Below are 12701 nucleotides of genomic sequence, written 5' to 3' on the forward strand. Positions count from 1 at the left end.
TGTATTTGTGGAAAAACGATGGCACGACCCCATTGCGATTGTGGGCTTGGTATACTTATAGAAGAAATGTTCAGGGGGTTAGTGAAGGTGAACAGCAATTATCGCATCGCCGTTGTGGATGATGACTTTCATATACGTAATTTAGTCGAGATTTATTTGCAGAAGGAAAATTACCAGACAATCGGTTTGGAAAATGCAGAGGACGCATGGGAGCTGTGGCAAACTAATCCTCCGGATCTGTGGGTGCTCGATATTATGCTGCCGGGAATGGATGGCTATGAGCTATGCAGGCGAATTCGGAATGAGGCAGAAGTGCCCATTATTATGATTTCAGCCAAAGATACAGAGGTTGATAAAATATTAGGCTTAGAGCTTGGGAGCGACGATTATTTAGTTAAGCCATTTAGTCCTCGGGAGCTGATGGCACGCATAAAGCGGCAGCTCCAACGCTGGTATAAAATTAACCAAGCCGAAGAAAACACGGCGAATGCTGCAACGCCATTGTCACGGTTGGAGCTTGGTGAGCTTCAATTGATGCTGGAGGAAAGACGTGTATTCTGGCAAGGCGAGGAAGTGGACATGACGAGCAAGGAATTCACGATGCTCAAGGTGTTTATTGAGCAGCCGAATCGTGCTTTTGCTAGAGCTGATCTGCTCACACTCGTCTGGGGCGACGATTATTTCGGCAGCGATCGTGCAGTCGATCATCTTATTAAACGAATACGAAAAAAAATAGAGCATTTACCAATAGAGTCAGTATGGGGTCATGGCTATCGAATGAGAACGGATCGGGGTGTGTATTAATATGAAGCTCGTTCATCAAATTAATCTCGCATTTGGCATCGCGCTTGTGCTTGTTCTATCGATCACAGCGCTCTTAATTCACTATGTGTTATTAGATCACTTTATGGTTGCGCAGAAGGAAGAACTGAAGATGGCAAGCGCAACGCTGTCCGCTACTATGAAGACAGAAATGCTGACCCAATCAGCGAAAGATAGCCGGGTGACTCTTTCTGCCAGTGCATTGTCAATTAACCCATCCATTGAAGCCGTCGTGACGGATGCCCAAGGAAATATTATGCAAGAGGTATTGCCGATGCAATCTTTGCAGGCCGGTAAAGCATCGAGCACGGAGACAGCAGCCATTACGAGCGTTGGTAAGGTAGTAGATGGTACGGATAAAGGGTTTCTTGTAGAAGTAAACGCCATTCCGCAGGGTACTTTGACGCTCTTTACGCCGGTCAGCAAAATCAAAGAAATTGAACAGGCGCTGCTGAAACGTTTGCTTCTTGTATTCGGTTTGGGCGGAATGCTCATGCTGCTGCTCAGCCATTTGATCACGAGAAAGCTAATCAAGCCGCTCATGAAATTAAAGGAAGAATTGACAAAGGTGAAGAGCCGCCAGTTTTCCAAGGTGAAACGCGTAAAGGCAGGGGGGGAGCTTGGTTCTGTTGCACAGGTCGTTTTTGAAATGGCTGACGAGCTTAATCGCTTTAACCGTGCGCAAAAGCAGTTTTTCCAAAATGCTTCACATGAGCTGAAATCACCTTTAATGTCCATTGCGGGTTATGCGGAAGGCATTAGAGACGGAGTGTTTGAAGGTGAAGGTGTTTATAAAGGCTTGGACATTATTTTAAGCGAAAGTGACAGGCTAAAAAATCTGGTGACCGAAATGACGTTGTTAGCGAAGCTGGACAGCGAGGAGGATATTTATCAGTCCTCGTTGGTGTGTTTAAAGGATTTGCTCGCTGAGACGATTGAACGTGTAAACCCTATGCTCGTCAAAAAAGGAATTACTCTGCATCCAAGCTATGATGAGCATGAACAGCTGATTGTACGAGCAGACCAAGACAAGCTTCTTCAGGCGATGCTTAATGTTGTTACAAACGCGATTCGACATGCGGACAAAAATATTTATATTCATGCTTCGGCTAAGAAAGGCCGCATAGAAATATCGGTGTCCGATGATGGCGGCGGCATTCCGGATGAGCTGCTTCCTTATTTATTTCATCGTTTTGTGAAAGGCAAGGACGGGGAGTCTGGCCTCGGCCTAGCTATATCGCGAGCGATTGTGGAACGATGCGGGGGCCTCATTACTGCCGATAACCACAAGGGCGGCGGTGCTATATTTTCTCTTGGATTTCCAATAGCCGCATGAGTAGGAGTAAGACATGCTCGATATTAAACATTCGAAGCTGCTGAAAATTTTACAAGGAGAAGCGGGTAGCATATTTTCATTTAAATCGTTAAACGCAATCCACAACCTCACTTGGTTGTGGATTTTTTACATTCATTGCAGTGATTAGGTCATGTATAATAAACAAGTTAAATGAAAAATATGGCTTTTAAACTATAGATAAGCTAGGTGATCATGTGTCGGTTCTTACCATTAATGAGTTAGAGAGATATACCGAAAACGTACTCGTATTTCCTGCCTTTCATATCGAAATTGCATGTCATGAAGTGGTCGCGCTTTATTCGAGCATGAATGTCCGAAATACGCTATTAGCGATGCTGACAGGAAAACTGCCGATTTCCAGTGGTGAAATTAAAGTGAATGAGCTGTCATTTGCAAATAACAGGAAGGGTTTTCTTAGTCAGATAGGTCTTCTGCTGTTGCAAGATGGCTCTTATGAACGGCTGACGGTCAAAGAAAACTTTAGTTTCTTTAAACTGCTATACGGTTCAAGCCTATCCATCGATGAAGCTGTCCGCATCGTCAAGCTCGATCTGAAAGCCAATAAGCGCCTAACGAAGCTGAGCCTGTCAGAGAAAAGGCGGGTTCAGTTTGCACGCTTATTATTTCAAAATCCTGCTCTTTACATTTTTGAGGAGCCGGATCAGAATGTCGACCTCGAAACGAAGCTTGTTTTTCATAAGATGGTGCATAGACTCGGAGAGAGCGGCAAAGCGATTCTCGTGCTCACGGGGAATATGGAAACAGCGCTTAGTGTGACGAGCCGGGTCTATCGACTGGATGAGAAGGGACTCAAAGCTTTTGATGTTCAAGATACAGAAGAAGAACCAAAATCAATATCTCCAGAAAATGCGGATAAAAAGGAAGAACCTTTGCCTTCGCATGCAGAAAGTGATGAGGAGCTTGAAGATGATGAACCTCTCGTTCAGCACGTCAGATTCGAGAAAATTCCGACACGAATGAATGACAAAATTATATTGTTTAATCCTCCGGAAATTGATTATATCGAAAGCAGTGAAGGACAAACGAATCTCTATATTAAAGGGGAGATGTATCCAACATCCTTCAAAATTAATGAGCTGGAAGAAAGACTGCAGACGTATGGTTTCTTTCGTTGCCATCGTTCTTACATCGTTAATTTGCAAAAGGTAAGGGAAGTCATCACCTTCACTCGCAATAGCTATAGCTTGGTGCTTGATGATCATTTAAAGACTAACGTACCGCTGTCAAAAACAAAAATGGCTGAGTTAAAGGAAATGATCGGGCTTAAATAAGCGCCATTCACCGAAACCGCTGCTCCAAACCACGTGATTATTGCGCTATTCAGCCCGAAATAAGCATCATTCACCCCTTTGTATACTCCATTCAATGCGATTATAATGCATCTCTCCCTCCTCTCACCTAAGATGAAGGTAGATCGGATAAAACAACGGAGGTTGAGAGCGGCATGCAAAATATAATTGAAGTGACTTCATTAGAGAAATCATTTTCGAATTCCAGGGCGTTAAAGGACGTTTCCTTTAACGTGAGGAAGGGTGAGATTTTCGGATTTCTAGGACCAAGCGGATCAGGCAAAACAACAACCATCAAAATATTAACAGCGCAGTCGAAGCCGACCTCGGGGAGTGCCTGTGTATTTGGAGTACCCACGAGTAAATTACGAGAAGAGAAGTATCGCAAAAAAATTGGAATCATTACCGACAATACGTCTTTGTATGCTCGCTTGTCTGTTTACGATAATTTGAAGTTTTTTTGTGATTTATACGATGTACCCGAAGGCCGGATTCATGTCGTGCTGCAGATGGTGAATTTGGAGCAAGAGAGCAAGAAGATGGTATCTAAATTATCCAAGGGCATGCTTCAACGGGTCATTCTCGCTCGGGCTTTTCTGCATGAACCAGAGCTTTTGTTTCTGGATGAGCCCACATCAGCGCTTGACCCTGTGAATACGAAGCATATTTATGAAGGCTTGTTACAATTGAAAGCCAAGGGCACAACCATTTTTTTAACGACACATGATATGAATGAAGCCGAAACTTTATGTGACCGCGTTGCTTTCCTAAACAATGGAACGATTCAATTGCTCGATGAACCAAAGAAGCTGCGTGAGCAGCATAGTGATGCAACGATTACAGTGGAGCTAACTGATGGGTCAACGGTTATTGTACCAAAGGGGTCTGATGGGGCGCAGAAGGTATTTGACTATATGAGCAAAAACCAAATCGCATCCATTCAATCCAATTTTCCGACATTAGGCGATATTTTTGTAGAAGTGACTGGGAGGAAACTATCATGACATTTTCAATGAAGCGAGTAAGGGCCATTTTGCAAAAAGACTATAAAGACGTATCTCGAAACATGTATATAACCACGACATTGATCCTTCCTTTAGTCCTTGCTGCTTTTTTTGGGCGCGTTGGTGGGAATACCATTGATGTACATTATTTGATCATCAATATGGCCTTAATTTTAGTAGCTACTTATGTGCAGTCTTCTTTAGTCGCCGAAGAGAAAGAAAAAAACACACTGCGCGGACTCATGCTGTCACCGGCGAGTATTTTCGAGATTTTTTGCGGCAAAAGCTTGCTAAGCTTTATTGCGAGCACGGTTATAATTATACTCTCTGCTTTGCTTACCGATTATCATCCGAAAAACCTATTGGTCATTATCATCGCAATTTTTTTATCTTCCGTTTTTTACTTGGGCTTAGGCACGTTCATCGGTTTGCTAACCAAATCGGTGATGGAAGCCTCCGTTGCGATCATGCCGGCTTTTGTCATTTTTGCTTTTGGGTCATTGATTACACCGTTAATGGATCAGTATCCAATCCTGACCGTTGCCAAGTTCATGCCGAACCTGCAGCTGATTGAATTAGCAAAACAAGTGGAGGCTGGTGCGGGGCTGGTAGACGTATTGTCCCATTTAGCTATCATTTTTGTTTGGATTATTGCGATGTATGCTGTCTGCTTGTACGTATACAAGAAACGTATGGTGGATGAATAAAGCAAAGTAGTATATGAAATGGTGGAAGGAGCAGCATGATTTTGCTGCCGCTTAAGCCAAGAGAACCCGGACCGCTTGCGGCCGGGTTTTTCGACATTTTCCTGAATCAAAGAATTGTAAGCTGGTGTATTCTCATGCATAATTGGATTATTGTTACTGCTCGTATATTGGCATTTACAGACTGGAGAGGCTTCGATGTATAAAGTAATTATTGTCGATGATGAAGCGGTTGTCCGAATCGGATTAAAAAATACAATCAATTGGAATGAGCATGGCTTCGAATTGATTGGTGATTACGCTAACGGTCGAGAAGCGTGGGATGCCGTAGAATTGGATAGGCCGGAGCTCGTTATTTCAGACATCAGTATGCCGTTTATGGACGGATTAGAGCTGGCTGGTTTAGTTTCCGCTCAATTCCCGTATATAAAAATGATTATATTAACGGGCTATGACGAATTTGAGTATGCGCAGCAGGCGATTCGGCTTAAAATTTCTGATTTCATTCTGAAACCGATTACAGCGCAAGAAATACGTCAGCTCCTGGATCAAATTAAAGCAGAGATGGATGAAGAGAAGCAGCGTCGTGAAGATCTGGGCAGGCTAAACAACCAGCTGGAGCACAGTCTTCCGCTGCTTAGAGAGCGGTTTCTAGAGCGTTTAGTTGCGGTTGGTTTAGGGAAAGTGGAAATCGCAGAACGTTTTGCTTATTTCAACCTGCCGCCGATATCACCGCTATATTTGGTCATGGTCGTAGATATCGACGATTTTGGCGACAGAGAACTGTCCTCCTATGAGCATGATGTCGAATTTTTGCGATTCGCTGCTTATGATATTTTTAATGAAACGCTGGACCGAGAGCATGTGCTGACCTTCCGAACCCGTGAGGAGCGGATGGTTGCCATCATTTTTGGACATGACAGTGAAAGCCTCCTGTATGAACAAGGATTTTCGCTTGCTGAGGAGGTCCGCTATCATATTGAGAAATATTTGAAATTTACAGTGACGATAGGAATCGGACGAACATGTACGCTTGCTGAACAGCTGCCGTTATCTTACAAGAGTGCGTTGTCGGTGCTGGACTATCGTTTTCTGCTAGGTAAAAATAGAGTGCTGAGTATTATTGATATTGAAGGAAAACCTTCCGGATATATGCCGCTGAGCCATGACCTCGACCGTAAGCTGGCTGCTGCTGTTAAGACAGGCGCCATTCAAGAAGCCTACCAATTGATTGAACAAGGGGTAGCGGAGCTGAAAACCTCTCTTGTTCCAGTGGAAGCCTGTATGCTGCAAATGCAAAAGGTTGTTCTCTCGCTGATGAACTCTGTACAGGAGCTAGCCGTTCGAGAGCAGGAATCACCGTTCGAGCAGCAAATGAAGCTGATGAACGTATTCAAATTCAAGACGCTGGATGAGGTTGAGATTTGGCTAAAGGACATGGTAAGCTCCGTTATTTCTACTATAGCGGATAACCGTAATTATTTGACCAACATGCAAATTCATCGCGCGGTGGAGTATATCGATACAAATTACGCGAATGAAAAGATGTCGTTGCAGGACTTATGCCGTCATGTGCTCATGAGCTCAAGCTACTTCAGTCTCGTGTTCAAACAGCATACAGGAGAGACGTTTATTGAGTATTTGACCGGTGTAAGGGTGGCCAAGGCGAAGGAGCTGCTTCACAATTCGGCGATGAAGCTGTATGAAATTGCGGAGCAGGTGGGCTACAAGGACCCGAATTATTTTAGCATTTTATTTAAGAAGCACACAGGTATAACCCCAAAGGATTACAGAGAGAAACAAATAAAGGGGAGCGGAGCCTAACATGCTCAAAGATCGGTTCTTTCCTTTGTTTCCGCTAAAAAGCATTCAATCCAATATATCTTTAGCTTTTTCTATGCTGATTTTGGCTGCTATCGTATTAACAAGTCTAGTAAGCTATCAAGTTTCCGTAGCTGCGGTTGAGCGGAATTCGAAAGGCTACATTGAGGAAATTATTAAGCAGGTCAATTTAAATATTCAATCATATGTCGACAATATGGAAAATATTTCACTGCTCGCTTTAACGAATAAGGACGTCAAGTATTACATATCGGACAATAACTTCATCAGCGCAGAGAACCGCCGTACGTACGAGAAGCAAATTTCCGACTTGTTCCAGGCGATCTTGTATACGCGCAAAGACATTGCATCCATTATGGTGTTTGGATACAATGGGCGATTTGTTTCTGACCGCCGAATAACTACCTTAAATCCCAATACGAAGATAGAGGATCAAGAGTGGTATCAGCTGGCAAAAGCGGCAGGCGGCAGGTCCGTCGTTTCTGCTCCTCATGTGCAAAGCTTAATTGAAAACGAATACCGCTGGGTCGTTTCACTGAGTCGAGAGCTTAAGAGCACAGATGGGATTAAGGCGGATGGCGTACTCCTCGTTGATCTAAACTTAAGTGTCATTAATGACATTTGCGAAAATATTAACCTCGGCAAAAAAGGTTACCTCTTCATCGTGGATAACGAAGGTCATATCGTTTATCATCCGCAGCAGCAGCTTATCGATAGCAAACTGCGTACAGAGCGTATTGCAGAAGTTTTGCGGGCTCCAAGCGGCCAATCCTTCGTCGTGAACGAGGGTGGAGACAAACGCATTTACTCCGTGCAGGACACAAACTTTGGTTGGAGAATTGCCGGAGTGGCTTATTCAGATGATTTAATTGCAAACAAAGAGGGTCTGCGTAATTCCATTATTTTTTATTCCTTATGCGGCTTAGCCATTACGCTGCTGATTTCTATAGGATTGTCACATCGCTTATCCAAGCCTATTAAAGTATTGCAATCCGACATGAAGCAAGTAGAGAAGGGCAACTTCAATATTCAGACGGAAATTGGCCAAATGAATGAAATTGGACAGCTGGGTCGATCTTTTAACTTAATGGTCAGCCGAACCAAGTTTCTCATGGAGGAAACGATTTTAAATCAGGAAAATAAGCGAAAGAGCGAGCTGCTGCTGCTTCAATCGCAAATCAATCCTCATTTTTTATACAACACTCTCGATTCGATTGTGTGGATGGCTGAGCAGAAGCAGCATGAGGAGGTCGTTCTGATGACATCTGCTTTAGCTAAGCTGTTCCGCGCAAGCATTACGAAGGAAAAAGAGCTGGTTCCGATTCGAGTGGAAATTGAGCATATTACGAACTACTTGCTTATACAGAAAATGCGCTATAACGATGAGCTTAATTATGTCATTGATATGGACGAATCGATTCTTGATTATAAAACGTTAAAAATATTGCTTCAGCCTTTTGTAGAAAATGCGATCTATCATGGCATTCGGAACATGTATGGCATGGATGATGGATTAATTACGATACGCGGAAGGCAGGCAGGCGATCAAATTATTTTTGAAGTAGAGGATAACGGCCAAGGGATGTCAGCGGAACAGCTTGGGAAGCTTCTCTACAGCAACTTGGAGGATAACGCCAACCAAGGCATCGGGATACGCAATGTAAACGAGCGAATCAAGCTTTATTTTGGGCATGAGTATGGCATTCAAATTCGCAGCGAAATTGAAGAGGGCACCTGTATTACGATCGTAATACCGAAGCTCGATTAAGGGGGAAGCAAAATAATGCGAAAGCATCGATTTACGCTGTTGCTAGTTGTGGCAATTGCGATGATTGCCATCTATTTTGTATTCAACTTTAATCTGCTTTTTGGTGTTAACCATGAGGAGAAAAATGTTACGGTCATTTTGAAATCCTTAAATATTCGACTTGATTTCTGGCAGGCAGTCAATCAGGGTGCGGAAGCAGCAGCTAAGGAAACGGGGCTAAACCTGAGTGTAGAAGGTCCGCTTGTTGAAGGCGATTCCAATGCTCAGATTCAAATCTTGGAGGATGCGATTGCGCGGAAGCCGCAAGCGATTGTCATTGATATGGTAATGGATAATCGAATGCCAGCTATTCTTGCCAAGGCGCGCGCTGCAGGCATCAAGCTGGTCATTATTAATCATTCTCCGAGTATGAAGCCCTCTCCTATCGTTGTTTCAAGCAACCATAAAGAAGCAGGACAACTAGCAGGACAAACCTCCATTCAGGAAACGGACGGCGATCCGAATATTGCCGTTATTAGTGATTACGCGAGCTCGATTATTTCGCAAGAGAGGCTGGAGGGAATGCGCCTTGCATTAAAGGGCTACAAAGCGAGTGCAATGGAAACCTATTATGCAGATGATTCCGAGGATCAAGCCTATGAAATTGCCAAGCGGCTGCTTCGAAGTGATTCCGGCATTAATACATTTATTACGCTCAATCAAACCGCGTCACAGGGGGTTGCAAGGCTGCTGAAGGAGTATAACAAGGCAGGTGCTATTAATCTTATTGGATTTGATAGCACCAGTGATGAGGTTCAATTGCTGGAGTCGGGCATTATGACAGCTTCTATTGTACAAAAGCCATTTAATATGGGTTATCTTGGCGTGAAAGCAGCGCTGAAGCTAATTGATGGAGAAAAGACCGAGCCTATCACTTATATCGAATCCAATGTCATTACAAAAGAAAATATGTACACAACGGAAAATCAGAAGCTGTTATTCCCATTTATAACGAGTAAGTAGATCCCTATTCGGAAGGATAATATAACTATATGCAGCGAAAACGGTATGGAATTAAACCTCTTATGGTTGCTATCAGCCTCTTGTTAGTTACAGCAGTTTCCTCCTCGTGCATGAACGAGAACCCGGAGCCCGTTGCAACTCCAAAGGAGGAGCGGGCGTTGATTCGGTATGTCGCCTCCGAATATAGTACGGAAACAAAGCCGCTGCTTGAGAAGCTGGTAAAAGAGTTTGAGAGGAAAAACCCTCTCATTGATGTAGAGCTGCAAGTAGCCAACTGGGATATACTCGATGGAATCTATACGACGATGATTAGCAAAAACCAGCCTCCCGATCTTCTGAATACGAATGTGTATGCCCATTACGCCAAGGATGGCTTGTTAAATAATATGGATGATATTATATCGCCTGAACTAGCGAATCGGCTGTATCCGAACTTAGTAGATATGGATCAGATAGACGGGGTGCAATACGCAATTCCATACGTTGCTACTACACGGAATTTATACTATAACAAGGAGCTGTTCCGCAAAGCGGGCATTGCTGCCCCTCCGACAACGTGGTCGGAGCTGGAGCAGGCCGCAATGAAAATTAAAGCGCTTGGCGCAGCAGATGGCTTCGGCATTGACCTGTCGGACAATGAGACGCAGGCTACTTTGTCTTATATATTTTTCGGTTCGGGCGGAGATTGGATTAAAGATGGGAAATGGGCCATTAATTCACCGACCAATGTGGAAGGATTGTCTTTTTTTAAAGAGCTGTTTGATAAAGGCTTGACTGAGCCTGAGCCGAACATAACGACTCGCGATGAGAAGCAGCGAATTATGGGCGGAGGCAATCTTGCTATGATGATATCAGGAAATTATTTCTCGGCAGTCGTCCCCAAAGAGTTTCCGGAGCTGGAATGGGGAAAGGGTCCGATTCCAGTAAAGGATGGTACATCGCCAATTACGTTTGGTGTACATGATCTGCTCGTGTCCTTCAAAACCGATCATACCAATAAAGAAGCGTTGTCCAAGTTTCTTGACTTCCTCTATGAAGATCGAGCTTATGAAGAAATGATTAAACGCGAAGGGTTTCTTCCCGTTACGACGACGGTGGGCACCAAGCTGTCGGAGAAAAGCGAAGTGATCAAAAGCGATTTGGAAGCGTTAAGCAAAGCGAGGTTTTATCCGGCGAAGGAGCCTGCTTGGCAAGCGGTGCTTGATTATACCCGTAAGCTAGGTGAAGCTGTTCTATATGAGCAAATGACGCCAAAAGCGGCATTAGATGAATTGCAGTCTTTTGCAGAAAATAAGAGCAATCAGCAAAAATAAGCGCTATCTTAGCGAAATTACTCGAAAAATAGCTTTATATGCACGGAAGAGAAGATAATAAAGAATATATGGAAGATATTCAATAGAGATTATAGCCCTCCCAATTTATGATGAAATTACACGATGGAGCAGCAAGATGAGCCCCTAAGTACAGTGTGAAAAACATCATTTTTGGGAGGGTTTGCTTTAATGATTATGAAGAAAAAGATTGCAGCGCTTGGTATCGCCGTTATTTTGGCTGCCGTATCGTTAGTTGGATGTGGCTCGAATAGCAATAATGGTGGAGCAGCTACTAATGCACCTACAAAGGAGCCGGCTGCTGAAGCGACGGACGCACCTGCTGCTACCGACACGACGGTTAAGCTGACAGGCGATTTCGAAATTCAATATTTTGTGGGCGGGTATGGCGATAAATGGTGGAAAAAAGTTATTGCTGATTTCCAAGCTGCAAATCCGGAGCTTAACATTAAAGAATCCGCAGGACCTAAAATTAACGATCAAAATAGACCGCGCTGGATCGGCGGCAACCCGCCAGATTTCGTATACATCGATGGTCCGGTATTGAACGATCGCCAAATGGTTGAAGACGGCCAGCTGGAAGATTTGACGGATTGGCTGAAAGATGCCAAAAACGTTGACGGTGATCTAATCAGCGACATTTTGGCTCAACCTGCTCAACAATTTGACGGTAAAGTATACAATATTCCACTCGTATTGAACTCATGGGGTGTTTTCTGGAACAAAGCGCTCTTCAAGGAAAAAGGCTGGGCTGAGCCAACTGACTTCCCATCGTTCCTTGCTGTAAGCGAAAAAATCAAAGCAGACGGCATTACGCCGTTCATTCACACAGGTAAATACCCGTACTATATCAATGGCTCGTTCCTGTATCCAGCTATCGTATCAGCAAACAACAACGATTTCTCTATTCTTCAAGATATGGCAGCTAACAAAGTAGAAGCTTTTGAGAGCCCTGCTGTTCTTGCTGCATTGAACAAAATCGTAGAAATGCGCGATAAGGATTACATCGATAAAGCTTCTATCCAAATCAATCACACGGATTCACAAATGCTGTTCCTGCAAAACAAAGATGCTTTCATTGTGAATGGTCTTTGGCTGCCTAATGAAATGGCTAAAGACGTTCCTGCTGGCTTTGACTTTGGTTTCATTCCTTCCATTACGCAAGAAGCAGGCGGTAAAGTGGTTGCGAATACATCCACAGCTACAGTTGCCATTGCGAAAAAAGCGAAAAACAAAGAAGCAGCTAAAGCGTTCTTGCAATTCATTTTCTCAAAAGATCAAGCTTCACAATGGGCTGAGCTAAGCGGCGCGCCTTCCAACATTAAAGGCGACATCAGCAGCTCCAATGCGCCAAGCCATGTTAAAGATGCTGCTAAATATTTGACAGATCCTAACACGGTTGTAATCCCAACAATCACTTACAACGCTGACGTTGATAAAGCGATGATGGATGCAACAGATGCACTGACGATTAGCAAAATTACGCCTGAAGAGTGGGTTAAGCGGGTAACTGACGTGGTGAAAAAGGTTAGCAAATAATAAGCCTTCAAAAGATTGACGG

The 12701-nt window shown here is 43.7% G+C and carries 11 protein-coding genes; all 11 read left to right on the plus strand.

Going from position 1 to position 12701, the window contains the following annotated elements; translation table 11 throughout:
• Window positions 1-87 precede the first annotated feature (87 nt).
• The 11 genes from AC1DOV_RS00465 to AC1DOV_RS00515 all read left to right on the plus strand — a co-directional run bounded on the left by AC1DOV_RS00465 (window position 88) and on the right by AC1DOV_RS00515 (window position 12679).
• Window positions 88-804: a response regulator transcription factor gene (locus AC1DOV_RS00465; protein WP_339206184.1), complete on the plus strand. Its 717-nt coding sequence runs from the start codon at window positions 88-90 to the stop codon at window positions 802-804.
• 1 nt (window position 805) lies between these two features.
• Window positions 806-2158 carry a sensor histidine kinase gene (locus AC1DOV_RS00470; protein WP_441881204.1) on the plus strand — a complete coding sequence of 451 codons (1353 nt, stop codon included), beginning with the start codon at window positions 806-808 and terminating at the stop codon, window positions 2156-2158.
• Between the two features lie 215 nt (window positions 2159-2373).
• Complete coding sequence (locus AC1DOV_RS00475) at window positions 2374-3471, plus strand: LytTR family transcriptional regulator DNA-binding domain-containing protein (protein WP_477548877.1); 1098 nt, start codon at window positions 2374-2376, stop codon at window positions 3469-3471.
• 173 nt (window positions 3472-3644) lie between these two features.
• Window positions 3645-4493: an ABC transporter ATP-binding protein gene (locus AC1DOV_RS00480; RefSeq protein ID WP_441881135.1), complete on the plus strand. Its 849-nt coding sequence runs from the start codon at window positions 3645-3647 to the stop codon at window positions 4491-4493.
• Window positions 4490-5200, plus strand: coding sequence for an ABC transporter permease (locus AC1DOV_RS00485; RefSeq protein ID WP_477512405.1), 711 nt, complete (start codon window positions 4490-4492; stop codon window positions 5198-5200). Before AC1DOV_RS00480 ends, AC1DOV_RS00485 begins: the two co-directional genes overlap by 4 nt.
• A gap of 35 nt (window positions 5201-5235) precedes the next feature.
• Complete coding sequence (locus AC1DOV_RS00490) at window positions 5236-5403, plus strand: hypothetical protein (protein WP_477548878.1); 168 nt, start codon at window positions 5236-5238, stop codon at window positions 5401-5403.
• The gene (locus tag AC1DOV_RS00495) at window positions 5396-7021 is read left to right on the plus strand and encodes a response regulator transcription factor (RefSeq protein ID WP_477548879.1); all 1626 of its coding nucleotides are present in this window, start codon (window positions 5396-5398) and stop codon (window positions 7019-7021) included. The genes AC1DOV_RS00490 and AC1DOV_RS00495 overlap by 8 nt, the downstream gene beginning before the upstream one ends.
• Window position 7022: 1 nt before the next feature.
• Complete coding sequence (locus tag AC1DOV_RS00500; protein WP_477548880.1) at window positions 7023-8807, plus strand: cache domain-containing sensor histidine kinase; 1785 nt, start codon at window positions 7023-7025, stop codon at window positions 8805-8807.
• A gap of 15 nt (window positions 8808-8822) precedes the next feature.
• Window positions 8823-9809, plus strand: coding sequence for a substrate-binding domain-containing protein (locus AC1DOV_RS00505; protein WP_477548881.1), 987 nt, complete (start codon window positions 8823-8825; stop codon window positions 9807-9809).
• A 29-nt stretch (window positions 9810-9838) separates the two neighbouring features.
• A complete protein-coding gene (locus AC1DOV_RS00510; protein WP_477548882.1) occupies window positions 9839-11122 on the plus strand; it encodes an extracellular solute-binding protein in 1284 nt (427 codons plus the stop codon).
• Between the two features lie 189 nt (window positions 11123-11311).
• Window positions 11312-12679: an ABC transporter substrate-binding protein gene (locus AC1DOV_RS00515; RefSeq protein ID WP_083682071.1), complete on the plus strand. Its 1368-nt coding sequence runs from the start codon at window positions 11312-11314 to the stop codon at window positions 12677-12679.
• Window positions 12680-12701 lie beyond the last annotated feature (22 nt).

The organism is Paenibacillus sp. 01T47, assembly GCF_056398245.1.

Coding starts and splice junctions, on each gene's coding strand:
- AC1DOV_RS00480 (WP_441881135.1), top strand. CDS start 3,645: ATGCAAAATATAATTGAAGTGACTTCATTAGAGAAATCATTTTCGAAT.
- AC1DOV_RS00495 (WP_477548879.1), top strand. CDS start 5,396: ATGTATAAAGTAATTATTGTCGATGATGAAGCGGTTGTCCGAATCGGA.
- AC1DOV_RS00490 (WP_477548878.1), top strand. CDS start 5,236: ATGATTTTGCTGCCGCTTAAGCCAAGAGAACCCGGACCGCTTGCGGCC.
- AC1DOV_RS00500 (WP_477548880.1), top strand. CDS start 7,023: ATGCTCAAAGATCGGTTCTTTCCTTTGTTTCCGCTAAAAAGCATTCAA.
- AC1DOV_RS00510 (WP_477548882.1), top strand. CDS start 9,839: ATGCAGCGAAAACGGTATGGAATTAAACCTCTTATGGTTGCTATCAGC.
- AC1DOV_RS00505 (WP_477548881.1), top strand. CDS start 8,823: ATGCGAAAGCATCGATTTACGCTGTTGCTAGTTGTGGCAATTGCGATG.
- AC1DOV_RS00470 (WP_441881204.1), top strand. CDS start 806: ATGAAGCTCGTTCATCAAATTAATCTCGCATTTGGCATCGCGCTTGTG.
- AC1DOV_RS00515 (WP_083682071.1), top strand. CDS start 11,312: ATGATTATGAAGAAAAAGATTGCAGCGCTTGGTATCGCCGTTATTTTG.
- AC1DOV_RS00485 (WP_477512405.1), top strand. CDS start 4,490: ATGACATTTTCAATGAAGCGAGTAAGGGCCATTTTGCAAAAAGACTAT.